Annotated in this window: 11 protein-coding genes and 2 pseudogenes; 3 read left to right on the forward strand and 10 right to left on the reverse strand. The window is 41.4% G+C overall.

Annotation, left to right across the window (positions count from 1 at the left end; all coding sequences use genetic code 11):
• Positions 1-23 precede the first annotated feature (23 nt).
• The 6 genes and pseudogenes from lpdA to ACLN19_RS03810 all read right to left on the reverse strand — a co-directional run bounded on the left by lpdA (position 24) and on the right by ACLN19_RS03810 (position 7,404).
• On the reverse strand, positions 24-1,766 hold the full coding sequence (gene lpdA, locus ACLN19_RS03785; protein ID WP_413383448.1) for a dihydrolipoyl dehydrogenase: 1,743 nt from the start codon (positions 1,764-1,766) through the stop codon (positions 24-26).
• Between the two features lie 45 nt (positions 1,767-1,811).
• A pseudogene (locus ACLN19_RS03790) lies at positions 1,812-2,825 on the reverse strand (dihydrolipoamide acetyltransferase); the annotation flags it as partial.
• Positions 2,826-2,885: 60 nt separating this feature from the next.
• Positions 2,886-3,182, reverse strand: a pseudogene (locus tag ACLN19_RS03795) (biotin/lipoyl-containing protein); the annotation flags it as partial.
• 67 nt (positions 3,183-3,249) lie between these two features.
• Positions 3,250-4,248, reverse strand: a complete 999-nt coding sequence (locus tag ACLN19_RS03800) for an alpha-ketoacid dehydrogenase subunit beta (RefSeq protein ID WP_413383450.1) — start codon at positions 4,246-4,248, stop codon at positions 3,250-3,252.
• Between the two features lie 42 nt (positions 4,249-4,290).
• Positions 4,291-5,256 (reverse strand): thiamine pyrophosphate-dependent dehydrogenase E1 component subunit alpha, encoded by a 966-nt coding sequence (locus ACLN19_RS03805; RefSeq protein WP_413383452.1) that lies wholly within the window; start codon positions 5,254-5,256, stop codon positions 4,291-4,293.
• Positions 5,257-5,484: 228 nt separating this feature from the next.
• Positions 5,485-7,404, reverse strand: coding sequence for an ABC transporter ATP-binding protein (locus tag ACLN19_RS03810; protein ID WP_413383454.1), 1,920 nt, complete (start codon positions 7,402-7,404; stop codon positions 5,485-5,487).
• A 130-nt stretch (positions 7,405-7,534) separates the two neighbouring features.
• Between ACLN19_RS03810 and ACLN19_RS03815 the strand changes: the two genes are divergently transcribed.
• Positions 7,535-8,101: a hypothetical protein gene (locus ACLN19_RS03815; protein WP_413383456.1), complete on the forward strand. Its 567-nt coding sequence runs from the start codon at positions 7,535-7,537 to the stop codon at positions 8,099-8,101.
• A gap of 97 nt (positions 8,102-8,198) precedes the next feature.
• On the opposite strand, the gene ACLN19_RS03820 is transcribed toward ACLN19_RS03815, so the two are convergent.
• A complete protein-coding gene (locus ACLN19_RS03820; RefSeq protein WP_413383458.1) occupies positions 8,199-14,234 on the reverse strand; it encodes an accessory Sec-dependent serine-rich glycoprotein adhesin in 6,036 nt (2,011 codons plus the stop codon).
• A gap of 260 nt (positions 14,235-14,494) precedes the next feature.
• Positions 14,495-15,238 (reverse strand): polysaccharide deacetylase family protein, encoded by a 744-nt coding sequence (locus tag ACLN19_RS03825; protein WP_413383460.1) that lies wholly within the window; start codon positions 15,236-15,238, stop codon positions 14,495-14,497.
• 104 nt (positions 15,239-15,342) lie between these two features.
• Between ACLN19_RS03825 and ACLN19_RS03830 the strand changes: the two genes are divergently transcribed.
• Together ACLN19_RS03830 and ACLN19_RS03835 are read left to right on the forward strand one after the other, a co-directional pair.
• The gene (locus tag ACLN19_RS03830; protein ID WP_413383462.1) at positions 15,343-15,906 is read left to right on the forward strand and encodes a hypothetical protein; all 564 of its coding nucleotides are present in this window, start codon (positions 15,343-15,345) and stop codon (positions 15,904-15,906) included.
• 20 nt (positions 15,907-15,926) lie between these two features.
• Entirely contained in the window at positions 15,927-16,109 is a 183-nt protein-coding gene (locus ACLN19_RS03835) for a helix-turn-helix domain-containing protein (RefSeq protein WP_413383464.1), read from the forward strand.
• 239 nt (positions 16,110-16,348) lie between these two features.
• On the opposite strand, the gene tnpA is transcribed toward ACLN19_RS03835, so the two are convergent.
• The gene (gene tnpA / locus ACLN19_RS03840; RefSeq protein WP_413383466.1) at positions 16,349-16,822 is read right to left on the reverse strand and encodes an IS200/IS605 family transposase; all 474 of its coding nucleotides are present in this window, start codon (positions 16,820-16,822) and stop codon (positions 16,349-16,351) included.
• A gap of 93 nt (positions 16,823-16,915) precedes the next feature.
• A partial coding sequence (locus tag ACLN19_RS03845) for an IS3 family transposase (protein ID WP_413383474.1) occupies positions 16,916-17,091 on the reverse strand: 176 nt, incomplete at its 5' end.

Consider the following 17,091-nt stretch of genomic DNA (forward strand, 5'->3'; position numbering starts at 1 on the left):
TCTTTTTTAAATCAGGTTAAATATTAACGCTTTGGTGGGTTGTGAATAGCCTCACCTAAAACGTCCATAAAGGCTTCGTACATCACTTCTGAGAAGGTCGGATGCCCATGAATGGATTGTGCCACATCATAAACAGTCAACTCATTTTCCATAATAGTCGCTGCTTCATTGATCAACTCAGCAGCAGTTGGACCGATGATATGCACACCCAAAATCTCTTTATATTTTGGCTCTGCAATGACTTTAACAAAGCCTTGTGCTTCATTTGAAGCAATAGCACGTCCATTTCCGCTAAAGCTATTTTTACCAATTAAAATGTCACCATACTGCTCTTTAGCTTGCTCTTCTGTTAGACCGACCATAGCTACTTCAGGATGTGTGTAAACAGCTGCAGGAGTGAAATCAAGATGAGCTTTTCGCTTGTTGCCTAGAAGAGCATTTTCAGCTGCGATTTCTCCCATACGATAGGCTGCATGAGCTAGCATACGTGTCCCATTGACATCACCTGGAGCATAAATACCTGCAATAGATGTCTCTTGATAATCATCTACCTTGATACGCCCACGATCCATCTCAAGATTGAGATGTTCAAGACCGTTCAACTGTGGCACACGTCCGATAGAAAGCAGGGCTTTTTCAGCAACGACTTCTTCACCGTTATTTAATTTCAGAGTCAATTGATTATTTGCTTCGATAATCTCAGATACTCCGACAGAGGTTTTGATAGTCATGCCTTTTTTAGCCATTAGTTTTTGCAATTCAAGCGAGACTTCCTTATCCATAGCTGGGATGATACGATCAGCCATTTCAATGACAGTCACATCAACACCATAAGATGCCCAGACTAAGCCAAGCTCAATACCAACAACACCACCACCCATTACAGCTAATGATTTAGGCATTTCGCGTAAATCTAAGATATCATCTGAAGTTAATACAAGTGGTGAGTCGATACCAGGAATATTGATACGAGAGACTTTTGAACCTGTAGCCAGAATAATGTTACGTCCCTTAATAGTTTCTTGACCAATCGTTACGGTCTTATCAGGATTAACTACGCCAAGACCGTTGAAAATATCGACTTTATTAGCTTTCAATAGCCCACGAACACCACCTGTCAAGGTCTTGACAACACTATTTTTGAAGGCTACGGTCTTATCCATATCAATGACATAATTAGTAGAAGCTAGGTTGATACCTCGTCCAGCTGCGATTTTAAGCCCATCTAAAATCTCAGCATTTTTGAGATAGGTTTTAGTTGGGATACAACCAACGTTTAAGCAAGTACCACCAAACTCTGTCTTTTCAACAATGGCAATCTTACCACCCAACTGGGCACCACGAATAGCTGCATAGTAACCAGCAGGACCCCCACCAACTACTACAATATCATATTCATTAGCTGCCAAATCAGACGCAGTAGCCGCTGCTTGTTTGTCTTCTTTTTTAGGCGCTTGTGGGGCAGATATACTTTGGCCATCTGCAGCTGTGACTGTCGCATCTGCAGCGACTGCATCTACAACCTCGCCAGCTTCACCTATATAAGCAATAATCTCTGTAACAGGTACCACATCACCAGCTTGATGGACAATCTTTAACAGCACACCTGATTCTTCTGCTTCAATTTCCATATTGGTCTTATCAGACATAATCTCAAGAAGAATATCACCTTCAGCGACAGTATCGCCTTCTTGCTTTTTCCACTCGATGATTTCCCCTTCTTGCATGTCAACTCCAAGTTTTGGCATAATGACATCAAAAGCCATAATTTTCCTCCTTATCCTTATACGGATAGTTTTCTGTCTCTACGATTAAATTAGTAATTCTAACGGATTTTCAAGAAGATTCTTGAGATCCACCATAAACTTCGCACCATTCATCCCATCAACTAAGCGGTGATCAATAGTCAAACACATCGCCATAATCGGACGAATGACAATCTCACCATCCACAACGACAGGTGTTTGAACCGTTGAGGCAACACCTAAGATGGCTGAGTTGGGTTGATTGATGATTGGGTTAAAGGTTTTAGTTCCAAACATCCCCAAATTGGTAATAGAGAAAGTCGATCCAGACATCTCTGCGGCTTTTAATTTACCTGTCTGAGCTTTCTTAATAACATCTTTAGAGGCTACTACAAATTCGGACAAACTCATCTTATCTGCCCCATGCACAACAGGAACAACCAAACCATCATCTAATCCAACAGCAATTCCCATATTGACAAAGCGATGTAGTTCAATCTCTGTAGCATCGTTAATCAAAGAGGCATTAAGATAACGATGCTCTTCTTTCATCAACGTCCGTGTCACTGCCAAACCAATCAAATCCGTAAAGGTCACTTTAAGACCTGTCTTTGCCATAATAGGCTCTAGCAGTTGCTTACGCAGTGCCATAAGATTAGTCATGTCGATATCATAATTAAGCGTAAAGGTTGGCGCTGTCAAGTAAGAATGCGTCATTCCTTTTGAAATAGCCTTACGCATAGCACTCATCTTGATGATTTCAACACCTTCTGGCAGTGTTGGAGCTTGTTCTTTGACTGGCTCTTCCTTAACACTCGCTGGCTTAGTCGGCTCAAGAACCGCTAAGATATCTTCCTTAACAATCTTGCCGCGATTCCCACTACCTACAAGCTCACGCCAGTCAATACCTTTATCTTCAGCAATACGACGTGCTAGTGGTGTAATACGCGGCTCTTGCCCTTTAAAGTTCTCGACATCGTCTCTATGAATACGACCTTTAGGACCTGTGCCTAAGACTTGCGAGAGGTCAACACCTAGCTCACGTGCGACTTTTCGCGCAGCTGGTGTCGCTCGGATACCTTTCGTATCACTGGTAACTTTTAGCTCTGTCTGCTCTTTTTGGATTTGATTTTGAGACACAGTAGCCACCTGCTCTTCTTTAGTATTAGCTTCTGGCTCAACTTCTGCAATCACTTCTCCAGGCTCACCAAGATAAGCAATAGGTTTTGTTACAGGAACGACACTTCCTGCTTCGTGGACAATCTGAAGGAGAACACCAGACTCTTCGGCTTCGATTTCCATATTAGTCTTATCAGACATAATTTCAAGGAGAATGTCGCCTTCTTGAACCGTATCCCCAACTGCCTTTCGCCACTCAATAATCTCGCCTTCTTGCATATCAACGCCTAGTTTTGGCATTATAATTTCAACAGCCATAATTTTACCCAGAGCTAGTTGTCTAGCTCTTTTTTATTCCTTTCTATCTATCAGTCGAGAAAAAGGATTAGTTTCCTTTATTGACCATCTTGTAAAGTGCTTCCTTAATCTTAGCAACATCAGGCAAGATACCTTCTTCTAGGACACGTGAATAAGGCACAGGGACATCTTCACTAGCTAGACGAACAATAGGGTGGTCTAAATAATCAAACGCTTCGCTCTCAGCGATAAGGCTTGCAATCTCTCCAATATAGCCCCCTGTTTTATAGGCATCATTGACTAATAGGACTTTACCTGTCTTTTTGACAGAGTCAATAATCAACTCCTTATCCAAAGGTACAAGCGTACGTGGATCAACCACTTCAACGCTGATCCCCTCTTCTGCCAACTCATCAGCCGCTCTTAAAACGCGCTCTAATAAACGCCCATAAGCTACCACTGTCACGTCGCTTCCTTCACGCTTGATATCACCTTTACCAAGTGGGATATAAAAATCAGGATCTAAATTAACCTCTTCTTTTTTACCGTAGAGGGCTTTAGGCTCTAAAAACATTACTGGATTATTATCCAAGATAGATGATTTTAATAAAGCTTTCGCTTCATTAACCGTACCTGGCGCAACAACCTTCAAACCTGGTATATGCGTTAGCCATGCTTCTAGCGATTGCGAATGCTGGGCAGCCGAACCAATACCGCTACCAGAAGCCATACGGAAAGTCACTGGTGTCTTTAGACCCCCACCAAACATATAGTTGGTCTTAGCTCCTTGATTGACAATAGCATCCATAGCAATGGTCACAAAATCCATAAAGGTCAAATCAACAATCGGACGAAGACCTGTTTGAGCAGCACCAATCGCTGCACCTGCAATTGCAGCTTCTGAAATCGGTGTATCGCGTACTCGCTTAGCCCCAAACTCTTCTAACATACCAACAGATGTCCCAAAGTCACCACCATAAATACCGACATCTTCTCCCATTAAAAATACTTTACTATCTTTTCGCATCTCCTCGCTCATGGCAAGATTGATAGCTTCACGTAAAGCCATTACTTTAGTTTCAGTCATGTTCTCCTCCAAACTCTCACACACACTTCTCAAAAACTAACCCTAGTCCACATAAACATCTTCAAAAGCAACAGACAAATCTGGATAAGGGCTTTCCTCAGCAAAAGCCACTCCTGCTTCAACTTCTTCTTTGACTTGTTGTTCTATCTTGACCAATTCGTCCTCACTAGCAATTCCGTTATCAAGCAAATAAGCACGGTAGCGTTTGACAGGATCTTTAGCCTTCCACGTGTCAACTTCTTCTTTGGAACGATAAACACCCGCATCTGCCGTAGAATGACCAAACCAGCGGTAAGACTCTACCTCAACAAGAGCTGGGCCATTACCAGAGCGCACATACTCAATGACTTCTGACATTTTGTCATAAACAGCCATAACATCGTTGCCATCTTCCACATAATGTCCAGGAACACCATAAGCATCCGCTCTTAGATAGAGGTGTGGAATTTTAGTTGAATATGTAATATCAGTTGAGATACCGTAGCGGTTATTGATGATAAAGAAAATAACTGGAAGGTTCCAAACAGCTGCTAAGTTAAGTGATTCATGAAAAGAGCCTTCATTGGTAGCTGAATCACCTGAAAAAGCAATAACAATATTATTAGTATTTTCATACTGTTGTGTCAATGCCGCACCAACAGCCAGAGCATAACCACCCCCAACAATACCGTTGGTACCGTAATTACCTTTTTCAAGATTGGCTAAGTGCATAGAGCCACCACGCCCCTTTGACGTTCCTGTCGCTTTTCCAGCCAACTCAGCAAACATCCCACCAATGTCAATCCCCTTGGCAATTGTTTGCCCGTGACCACGGTGATTAGAAAAGATAATATCCTCATTTGTCAATCCTTGGATAGCTCCTACAGAAGCTGCCTCTTCACCGACAGAAAAATGGGTCATCCCTTGGACAAAACCACGACGTACTAATTTATTAAATTTCATATCGATGTCTCGAATACGTTGCATCTTCAAAAACATATCCAAATATTCTTCTTTTGATAAACTCATAGATGAGCCTCCTAACTGTTTTCCTTACTAAGTGATGTGATTATCAAACACTCATTATATCTCCATTTTATTCTTTTTTGTCACAAAGTGCAAGAAATTGAACTCGCTTTCAAAAGGCATAACCAAGGCTTTATCTTTCTTTTTTCGTTATTTTTTTCACAAATAAAAAGCAAAGCGTTAAAGCCTTTTCATCCTCCGTTAAATGAAAAATATCGCTAACTAGCGATATTATAAAAGCGTTTCTAGTTGTTCAGATAAGTCTTGCCAGTCTATCATCAGATTCTCACTCAGTTGCGTTTTGCTATCTAGCTTCTCCTGAAGGGCCACCAAAGCTTCAGTGTCGTTAGTCATTTCCATATCTCTGGTGATAAGGGTCATTTCTTGCTCAAGGCTCTCAAGCTCTGCTTCGATTTGCTCGATTTGCCTTTTTAGCTTACGCATTTCCTTTTGACTTTCTTTTTGCGCTTGGTAATCCACCGCCCCAAGCCCTGCAGTCTTGCTAGCTGTCTCATCTTTGACTTCTGATTGCGCTTTTAGCTCTTCAAGCTCTGCTTTTTTTTCCAGATAATAATCATAATCACCAAGATAAAGGGTAGAGCCGTTCTGTGAAATCTCTAGAACCTTTGTCGCTACACGATTGATAAAATAACGGTCGTGACTGACAAAAAGTAGTGTCCCATCATAATCAATCAGAGCATTTTCCAAGACTTCTTTGCTGTCAATATCAAGGTGGTTAGTCGGCTCATCGAGAACCAAAAAGTTATTATTTTCCATTGAGAGTTTGGCTAGCAACAAGCGCGCACGCTCACCACCCGAGAGCATGCCGACAGCTTTTTTGACATCGTCACCTGAGAAAAGAAAGGCCCCCAAACGATTTCTAATATCAACCTCTGGATAGGTTGAAAAGCTATTCCACAGCTCATCTAAAACGGTATTGCTATTGATTAAGTACGATTGCGTCTGATCATAATAACCCAGCTCAACATTAGCTCCCAGTTTGGCATGACCTTTAATAAAAGGAATCTGTCCGACAATAGATTTTATCAAGGTTGATTTGCCGATACCATTTGGTCCGACAATCGCAATAGCGTCATACTTTGTGACCTCTAAATCAATCGGCTCCGATAGGATATCCTCTTGGTAACCAATCGCAGCATCAACCACACTCAAGACAACATTGCCAGATACTTTAGCTGATTGAAAGGTCATATTGGCTGATTTTTGACGAGCTTGCGGTTTATCAAGGCGCTCCATTTTCTCCAATTGCTTACGACGGGCTTGGGCACGCTTGGTTGTTGAAGCCCGAACAATATTACGATTGACAAAATCCTCTAGCTTAGCAATTTCCTTGGCCTGCTTATCATATTGCTTTTGCTCGTAAGCTAACTTTTCCGCTTTCAAATCCATAAAACGAGAGTAATTGCCGACGTAGCGCTCAAGCGCATGTGGCGTCAAGTCATACGTTAGGGTTGCCACCTTATCTAAGAAATAGCGGTCATGGCTCACGATAATAAGAGCCCCTTGATAAGCTACCAGATAGTTCTCTAACCAAGCAATCGTCTCGATGTCTAGATGATTGGTCGGCTCGTCAAGCACCAATAATTCTGGCTTTTCAAGTAACATTTTAGCTAAGGCTAATCGGGTATTTTGCCCACCAGAAAGCGAGGCAATCGGCATATCCCACATGGACTCATCAAACTTAAAACCATTTAAAATAGCACGAATGTCAGATTCATAGCTAAAACCACCTTGCTTACGAAAACGCTCTGAGAGCTCGTCATAAGCTTGCATCAGCTGCTCCAAATCTTGACCATGACTGTCACCCATCTTTTCTTCCATTTGGCGCAACTGCTTTTCCATTTGACGTAGATCCTTAAAAACTAAAAGCATCTCGTCAAAGATTGTGTTGTCAGACTCAAAGCGACTATCTTGCGCTAAATAAGACATCTTGAGGTCTCGTTTTACGTTAAGGTCACCAGATGTTGGTTCTTCTTCTCCAACTAATATCTTCAGTAAGGTTGACTTGCCCGCACCATTTCGCCCTACCAAAGCAATCCGATCACGATCACCCACTTGTAACGATATATTATCAAAAAGCACATCACCTGAAAATGAGCGCTCCAATTTATTGGCTTGTAGTATTATCATAAGATGATTATATCACATATCACAGCTCTTGTCATACCTTTCTCAGACCCAAACCAAGAAGTCACCAGTCATTGACATAACAGGTTTTTTATGGTATATTTAGCGTACTATTAGTCAATTAAGGAAAGTTATGTACTACGTTTTAAAACATGATAAGGATAATGTCTATCTACGCGATAGTAATGGTCAACTGACCAAGCTCAAACGCTCTTTGTTTGATTTTGAGGTTAAAGCAGGTGATCGCATAGAGCTTTATCAAGATGAGGCTATGACTGTCGTCGTTCCTTTTGTGGAGGGAAAACATCTTGAACTCAATGGTGAAAAATCTGTCAAATCAACCCTTCTACAAGGCATTTTAGATTTATTCTTAGAAACATTGTCTATACACAATACCAAACTAGGCAACCTCAAAGCGATCTTTTCACAATTTGTGATTACCTTGTTTATGGCATGGAGTTTACTGGGTGTCATTTTGATTGAGATTCTTCTTTTTGCTGAGTCACTCGTTGTCTTTATCTGGCAACTTCTTGTTCGCGCCATCAAAGCACTACATCTGGTTGAAAATAGTAAAAAGCTATTTCAGAAATCAAAAAAGCTCACTCCAGAACCTGAAGAACCTACTCCAGCATTACAACCACCATCTAATACGGTAAACGAAGATACATCTGATGGTGACGTTACCACTACAAACGATTAAAAGCTGAACTTAGTTCAGCTTTTTTAGCTACGATTTAACAAAAGACGATTCAATGAATCGTCTTTTTTAATCGTCGAGATAAGTCAACTGACACAGCTTACTTACGCTCTTTCTTTTTCTTCTTGCCAGCAACAAAGGCTCCAAATAAAGCCGCACCACCTAACAGACTTGCTGCTGAATGCTCATCACCAGTCTTTGGCAATGCCGTATTGGACTTACTTGTACTCATAGCCGATGCTAGTACCTTAGGCGCATTTTGAGCTAGTGAACTTTCAGAACCATGCAAGGCCTCAGACACACTCACAGATTCTGATGTACTTAGAGACTCTGAGTTTGATTCAGACACTGATTCACTTAGCGACTCGGAAAGGGATTCGGATACGGATTCACTTAATGACTCGGAGATTGACTCGGACACGGATTCGCTCACGGACTCGGAAACTGACTCACTTACTGATAGCGATAGACTCACTGAGTCGGATTGAGAGGTGCTTTCTGAAACAGATTGTGAATGACTTGTCGATTCTGAAATCGATAGAGATTCAGATGTACTTACTGACTCTGAGATTGATTCAGACATTGATTCGCTTACTGACTCGATCACAGATTCAGAAATTGACTCTGACACTGACTCACTCAATGACTCGGAAACGAATTCAGAGATTGATTCACTGGCTGACTCTGAGTTTGATTCAGACACTGATGCGCTCAATGATTCAGAGATTGATTCACTTAACCATTCGGAAACAGACTCAGACGCTGATTCACTTATTGAATCTGAAATGGATTCAAATACAGATTCAGACACTGATGCGCTCAATGATTCAGAGCTAGACTCTGAAACGGACTCACTCACTGACGTTGATAAGCTTGTTGATTCTGAAATGGATTCGGATACTGATTCACTTAATGATTCTAAAATAGATTCAGATAATGACTCACTTAATGACTCTGACACGGATTCACTCACCGACGTTGATAAACTTGCTGAGGCTGAGTTTGATTCGGACACTGATGCGCTAACCGATGTTGATAGACTCGTTGAATCTGACTGAGATGTACTTTCTGAGACAGATTGTGAATGACTTGTTGATTCTGAAATTGATAGAGATTCAGATGTACTTACTGACTCTGAGATTGATTCAGACACTGATTCGCTTACTGACTCGGAAAGAGATTCAGAGATTGATTCACTTAACCATTCGGAAACAGACTCGGACGCTAATTCGCTCAACGATTCAGAGCTGGACTCTGACACAGACTCGCTAACTGACGTTGAAAAGCTCGCTGACTCAGATAACGATTGGCTTACTGAATTCGACTCTGAAAGGGAGATGCTCTCAGACAGACTCGTAAAGACTGATTCTAGCAGGCTCACGGATTCTGAGATAGAGTAACTTGTCGATTCTGACGTACTTACAGACTCTGAGACGGATTCGCTCAAGGATTCTGAAATCGACTCGGAAACTGATTCACTGATTGATTCAGAGATAGATTCCGATACGGATTCACTTACCGATTCTGAGATGGACTCGCTTACTGACTCAGAAATCGATTCGGAAACAGACTCGCTCAATGATTCGGAGATTGACTCGGATACGGACTCGCTGATTGATTCTGAGATGGATTCACTTACCGATTCTGAAAGGGACTCTGACACAGACTCGCTTACTGATTCTGAGATGGATTCTGAGACGGACTCGCTGACGGATTCAGAGATAGATTCCGATACTGATTCAGACACTGATTCACTGATTGATTCCGAAAGGGATTCAGACACTGATTCGCTCAAGGATTCTGAAAGGGATTCAGATACTGACTCGCTCAAGGACTCTGATAGTAATTCCTTAACTGATTCACTTACCGATTCTGAGATTGACTCTGAAACAGACTCACTGATTGATTCAGAGATAGATTCCGATACGGATTCACTCACAGATTCTGAAAGGGACTCTGAAACTGATTCACTGATTGATTCCGAAAGAGATTCAGATACTGACTCACTCACGGACTCTGAGACTGACTCAGATAATAATTCCTTAACTAATTCACTTAGCGACTCTGAGACAGATTCTGAGATGGATTCAGAGACGGACTCGCTAATTGATTCTGAAATGGACTCGGAAACTGATTCATTGATTGATTCCGATACAGATTCGCTGACCGATTCTGAGATGGACTCTGACACAGACTCACTCATGGATTCTGAAAGTGACTCTGACACGGATTCGCTCAATGATTCTGAGACGGATTCAGATACTGATTCACTCAATGATTCTGAAATCGACTCGGAAACTGATTCACTGATTGATTCAGAGATAGATTCCGATACGGATTCACTTATCGATTCTGAAAGGGACTCTGAAACAGACTCACTCACGGATTCTGAAAGGGATTCTGATACTGATTCGCTCAATGATTCAGAAGTTGATTCAGATACTGATTCTGAGATGGATTCTGACACAGATTCGCTCACAGACTCTGAAAGGGACTCGGACACGGATTCGCTCACGGATTCGGAAGTTGATTCTGATACTGACTCACTCACGGATTCCGAAATTGACTCGGATACTGATTCACTCAATGATTCTGAAAGGGATTCTGAGATGGACTCCGATACGGATTCGCTCAATGATTCGGAAGTTGATTCTGATACTGACTCAGATAATAATTCCTTAACTGATTCACTTAGCGACTCTGAGACGGATTCTGATACTGACTCACTCAATGATTCTGAAATGGATTCAGACACTGATTCGCTCACGGATTCTGAGATAGATTCAGATACTGACTCGCTCACGGACTCGGAAATAAATTCTGATACTGACTCACTCACAGATTCAGAGACTGATTCGCTTACCGATTCCGAGATTGACTCAGACACGGACTCACTCAACGATTCCGAAATTGACTCGGATACAGATTCACTCAAGGATTCTGAAGTTGATTCTGAAACAGACTCGCTCACGGAGTCTGAAAGAGACTCAGAGACGGACTCACTCACAGATATTGATAGACTTATCGAGTCTGACTGTGACGTGCTTTCTGAAACGGATTGGGAGTGACTTGTCGACTCTGAAATTGATAGGGATTCAGATGTGCTTAATGACTCTGATAGAGAGGCACTCACTGACGTTGATAAGCTTATCGAGTCTGACTGTGACGTACTTTCTGAGACAGACTGTGACATGCTAGTTGAATCTGAAGCTGAGACGGATTCACTTACTGAGATTGAAGTACTTGTTGATTGAGATAGAGAATTCGATAGGCTCTCTGATGTTGATACACTTAGCGATTGTGACGTGCTTTCTGACACAGACTGCGATGAGCTTATTGATTGCGACAAACTAGCTGACGTTGACACACTCTGAGAAGTCGAGGTACTTAGCGACTGTGATAAACTCGTCGATACAGATTGTGATAGAGAGTTTGATACACTCTGTGATGTCGAGGTTGACTGTGACAGAGAGCTTGAGATGCTCGTTGATGTTGACTGAGACGTACTTAGTGATTGAGACGTACGTGTTGACTCAGAGACGGATAATGATAGCGACTCACTAATGCTTTCGCTCTCTACATCCCTAGTCACCGTCTGACTTGCTGAAATGGTCTCTGTGGAATTATCTGGATAAGTCAACGTGATATTTCCCAAATTATCAACGGCAATACGCGTATTGGCTGGATAAGCACTTGGATTGGCTGCGACAAAAGCATCTTGAACGGCTTGACGTTCTGCAGCTGTCAAGTTGTTCGTGTCCTTAACCTTAACAACAGCACCCGCTACTGGATTATACTTTTCAGATTGTGGGGCAATTCTAATCGTTACACGACCATTTGTCGTTGAAGCATTAACAGGAGCTCCCGCACTATCTAGTACAGCATTACCATTGCCAGCCGCATCGTACACGATAAGGTAGCGTGTATAAACAGCCGAGGCGTTAGGATCGCCACTTGTGACTACCGCTGGATTACCTGTAATGGTAAATTGAAACGGATTTGTTTGCGTAGCGTTATTAGCGACATTGACCGTACTTGTCGTATAAGTCAATCCAGGCACACCGATAGCCCCTGCATTTTGCCCAGGCGCTGGTTTGTTAGAGCCAGGAATAATCGTCGCAGACTGAATCGTACCGTTATTATCTGTTGCTGTAAAGGTATAAGTCGTTGTCTCACCACGGTAAAAGACAATCTCACGATCGCCTGTATCGGCAACGATAGGATTTTCAGAAACGTAGGTCAAGGCAGCCGTAACAATCTTAGAATTACCTTGCTTTGTCGTGACTTGAACACGGACATTGTGGGTTCCAAGTGTGCTTGGATGATCATCCAAGACCGTATAAGTCAGTCCAGCACCAGCAATAGAAGAACTACCCGCACTAGCTGTTGCTCTAACAGCATTGATAATCTCATCATTTGTAAATTTTGTGAAAGAGGTATTGCTGACTGCCTTACTTAATGACGCACTTTGAACATCAATAACATACATCCTAAAGCTATTAGCAGCACCCATTACATTATTGTTATCATAGGCTATGATACGGTTACTATAAGCTCCTAAGCCTGCGTCTGCTCTAACGGTACCACTAACCACACCACTTGTAGAGACTTGCAGCCCTTGCCCATTATACCAATCGCCTGTGTGGATAGCAATAATGGCTGAGGATACGCCCGTACCAGTGTTAGTGATGGTCGCTGCTTGGATTGGTGTCGTCATAGCTACGCCACGAAAAACATACAACTCCGTGATATTACTTGTCACTTGAGGCGCTGCTCTAAAGACAGAATGACTATCACTTGTAAAGGCCATCAACTGTGTCCAACGACCTGTCAGATTGTTAGCCACTTGGATAACACGTAAACTTTCTTGGTTAAGCTCTGCTTGGGTCAAGTCTTGCTTGATAAGGAGAGCATCCAGTCTCGCCCAAGCTGCTGTTGCCTCTTGTTTAGCTGACACATATTTATCATATTTTGAAGAAGAAGCCTCTAGCGTACTTGGCACAGTATGTGTTAGAGATTCTTGAAGCGACAAGACTGCCAAATCAAATAAATGTCTATCTAGTTGAGAAAGAGCGGAGCTGCCTGATAATAGGTATTTAGAAGTTACATCGCTATTTGCCACTAAGCTAAACTGTATAGCCGAATCACTCTCAACTACCAAGACATCTTGCAATTGTTTAGCGACTTGACTTGCTCGTCTGGCTAGCTCATCTCCTTGACTTTGACTGACCACACTTGATGCTATCAAATCATCCATCAAGCTTACAAATTGGCGTGCTTCTCTTTGTAAAACCTCATAACTAAGACGCTCTGCATCAGTCATCTTACTAGTATCAACTCGCTCTGCGACACTTAGTGCCGCTTGTAGAGAAGCTTTAGCTTCTATTAGGCTTGGCTGAGTATTGTCTTGTGCTACTGCTGTCTCAGAAGACTGCTCACTAGTAGAAAGACTTGATTGAGCTGTGCTTTCAGAAGTCACCAAAGATCCTTTTAGACTCGATGTCGATGCTTCTACCTCACTTGCTGAGCTTGATAGTGATAGCGACCCTGAAGTGGATGCACTATCTGACTCTGATGTCGATAATGAGACAGACTCTGACAAAGACTCACTTAGTGACTCACTAATAGACTCTGATAAAGACTGACTTAGTGATTGTGAGACAGAGCTTGATAGTGACTCTGAACTAGACACAGATAAGGATTGCTCTTGGGATGCCGTATCCATCTCAGAAGTAGAAGTCACCACTTCTACCTCAGTCACAGTAGATCCTGAATCAGCATTCCCATCACTTGTCTGACTTGATGATAAGCTAACCACTGCGTTGGTAGCAAGAGCATCTGAAGACTGTTCCATCTCCACAGCCGTCTCTTCAGCCACAGCAGTAGCTGCTACACCACCTGCTCCTATCGCACTAAGAGCTGCTGCCCCTTTTAACAAATGGCGCGACAACGAAACTGACTCCACAGTTTCCTCCACTTGAGTCAGCTCCACATCACTACTTGACATTCCTTTAAAAAGACGTACCAGACCTATATTAGACATAATGGTACGAACCCAGTGCTTACCTGACTTATGCATCTTGACACGGGATTTATGTGAGGTTTCTCCGAACACATTGTTCCACTTCTTCTTCATAATACCACCTTTTTAATGTTCCATTAGATTGTTCTCACTATAACTTCCCTGAGGATCAAGTCGGACTCCGATATTCTGACATATAATGAGAGTTTTCTAACTCTTTTTACAAATAAGGGCAAAATATCCCTATTTTACACTATATCAAATTTTCTTTTATTAAGCAATTAACTTAATTTGTTTTAGTAAGAAAATCATTTTAGTGATAGTGATTAAAAAATAGACACCTTAAACAAATATGTCTATTTTTATTGGTGTTATCATAACAAGCGCTTGGCTAATTGAGCATTCGTCACACATATAATGTCACCTGCTCTTGCTACCATTTGGAATAATTTTTCCAAACGTTGCCAATTCCCTTTTCGTGTTCCAAAATCAAGTTCATAACCATGTCCCCACATCAAGAATACCTGATCATCGTCTGTCTCTTTCAAATCAATAAAATCTTGCAACAATGATTCTGCAAAATAGTCTAACTGCCAGCAGGTTGGTATCATAATACCACGGTCATGGTGAAATTGAAAATCTTTAGGCTTTTTTAACATCCTTACAGCCCGTCCGTATCTCAGCCCTGCTTTTTTCATAAAAGCTATCGTATCAGCACTATAGTCTCCGTAAGGAAAAATATGCCCCGTCACCTCTTGTCCAAATAGTCTTGTTAATCGCTCTTTATCTGCCACAATTTCTGTTTGCAATTGACTAGCAATAAGTGTTGATTCTTTCAAATGATGGCTTCCGTGACTTGCGATTTCGATATCATCACCCTTATAAATCTCAAGAGCTTTTTGTTCGCTAATAACATGACACGAAACCGTATCCCAACTCGCTTTATCAACAACCTTATAGCCTAAATTCCCAATATGTTTTATGTAGCGTCTCTCTCCAAACAGAGCACTATTAAGATTAAACGTGCCTTTGATTCCATAACGCCTCATCAAGCTAATAATCTGCTCATCTTGAACCAAACCGTCATCATACGATACTGTGAAATATTTTTTCCCCATTGAAGTCTCCTTATCAATTATCATACATCTTAGTTTAGACAAAGAGGATAGAAAATTATATAATTTTTTTATCTTATTTATCATTATGTTATAGAAAGTTGACTATGACACCTAATCGATTGACCCGTTACAACAAAGCTAAGCGTCAGCTAGAAGCCATTATCTTTGAAAAACGAGAAGAAAAAGCTCTTAACTATCCCTATGCGAACTTTCAAGCTTTTATTTCTCAACTTATTGATGGAGATGAAGATAGTATTGAAAATGCTTTAAGAAGTTTCTATGACTGGGATGTCCGTGCCATTTCTAGAAATATAGTACGTAGCCATCAAGAATTGGCTAATATTATCTTGTCTATAACAGTCTATGAACTCTATCTCAAACATCACTTACAAACAATAGAATTAGCCTCTTCTATCCTCCATTCCTCCATACAGTTAATCAATCAAACAACTTCTGTTGCAGAGGTCTTTGAAACACTCTTAACTGCTCTTTTTTTACTAAAAGACAATCTCCTTCAAAAAGCTAATAGCCACCATTATCTCGTCACCAAAATCAAGCAATATATCGAGCAAAATCTCAATCATCGTATCCATATAGGGCAGTTTGCTACACAACTTGGCTACCAAGCCTCCTACCTCTCGAAGCTCTTTAAAGATTATGAAAAATAACTATCAGGGATTACATTAAAATGGAGCGGTTACGACGTGTTAAACAACTTCTCATTTACTCTCATCTCTCACTGGATGATATCAGTCACATCACAGGCTTTTCCTCACAGAGCCATATGGGAAAACACTTTAAACATCACTATGGCATGACGCCCAAAAGCTACCGAGACACCTACACTTTAGATAATGCACCTATCACATAGGATACGAACAAACATCAAAACGTATAATGACTACCTAAAAAGGCCCTAGCAAAAGCTAGAGCCTATCTCTTATTCTTTCGTTGTACTGTTTCTTTTGAAATCAAAACCACCCGTTCTCACGGGTGGTTTGCTCTTCGGCTGAAAGCCTCTCCTACCGGCCATAGCCTAAAGGCTTACCGAAGGGTCTCCCTTTCGCACCACTTTTGCTAGCTAGCCCGACAAGCGGCCTTCATTATCTTTTACTTCCTTTTATTTTTCTGACCTGTAAATGGATCATACTCTTCAAAAAGACTTAATTGATCCGCTATCACGTCCTCTTGTAATTGATGACGAATGTATTCTTCTATTCGATTTTGATTTCTCCCTACTGTATCTACATAATAACCTCTGCACCAAAATTTGCGATTCCCATACCTATACTTGAGATTGGCATGACGATCAAATATCATTAAGCTGCTCTTACCTTTTAAGTAGCCGATAAATGATGATACACTTATTTTGGGAGGGATACTCACTAACATATGGATATGATCAGGGCAAGCCTCTGCCTCATGAATCGTCACACCCTTGCGTTCACATAATTGCCGTAATATCTGACCGATACTAGCTTTGTACTTACCATAAATGATTTGACGACGGTATTTGGGCGCAAAAACAATATGGTACTTACAATTCCATGTCGTATGTGCTAAACTATTATTATCCTGTCTCATCAGGGATCTCCTTTTGTGTTAATATGTGGTCGGGAAACCTCATCTAATATTGAACGGCTCCCTGTCAAGTAGACAGTCAAATAATAAAAGATATTAAGCAACCTGATTCCTGAATTCCCAAGGAGTCAGGTTGTTTAATTTAGTTTGATAACGTTGTGTATTGTAAAACTGGATATAGCTTTCCACATCTGCGACTAGCTCCTCATAGGTCTTATATTTCTTGAGATAATAAGACTCTGTCTTGAAATGCCCAAAGAAACTTTCAATTG

This window comes from Streptococcus lishijunsis, from assembly GCF_047290665.1.
Taxonomy (GTDB): Bacteria; Bacillota; Bacilli; order Lactobacillales; family Streptococcaceae; genus Streptococcus.

Bases quoted from the DNA above. Each gene is read 5' to 3' on its own strand.
- tnpA (WP_413383466.1), bottom strand. From the start codon at position 16,822: ATGAGACAGGATAATAATAGTTTAGCACATACGACATGGAATTGTAAG.
- ACLN19_RS03805 (WP_413383452.1), bottom strand. From the start codon at position 5,256: ATGAGTTTATCAAAAGAAGAATATTTGGATATGTTTTTGAAGATGCAA.
- ACLN19_RS03835 (WP_413383464.1), top strand. From the start codon at position 15,927: ATGGAGCGGTTACGACGTGTTAAACAACTTCTCATTTACTCTCATCTC.
- ACLN19_RS03830 (WP_413383462.1), top strand. From the start codon at position 15,343: ATGACACCTAATCGATTGACCCGTTACAACAAAGCTAAGCGTCAGCTA.
- ACLN19_RS03810 (WP_413383454.1), bottom strand. From the start codon at position 7,404: ATGATAATACTACAAGCCAATAAATTGGAGCGCTCATTTTCAGGTGAT.
- ACLN19_RS03815 (WP_413383456.1), top strand. From the start codon at position 7,535: ATGTACTACGTTTTAAAACATGATAAGGATAATGTCTATCTACGCGAT.
- ACLN19_RS03800 (WP_413383450.1), bottom strand. From the start codon at position 4,248: ATGACTGAAACTAAAGTAATGGCTTTACGTGAAGCTATCAATCTTGCC.
- ACLN19_RS03820 (WP_413383458.1), bottom strand. From the start codon at position 14,234: ATGAAGAAGAAGTGGAACAATGTGTTCGGAGAAACCTCACATAAATCC.
- lpdA (WP_413383448.1), bottom strand. From the start codon at position 1,766: ATGGCTTTTGATGTCATTATGCCAAAACTTGGAGTTGACATGCAAGAA.
- ACLN19_RS03825 (WP_413383460.1), bottom strand. From the start codon at position 15,238: ATGGGGAAAAAATATTTCACAGTATCGTATGATGACGGTTTGGTTCAA.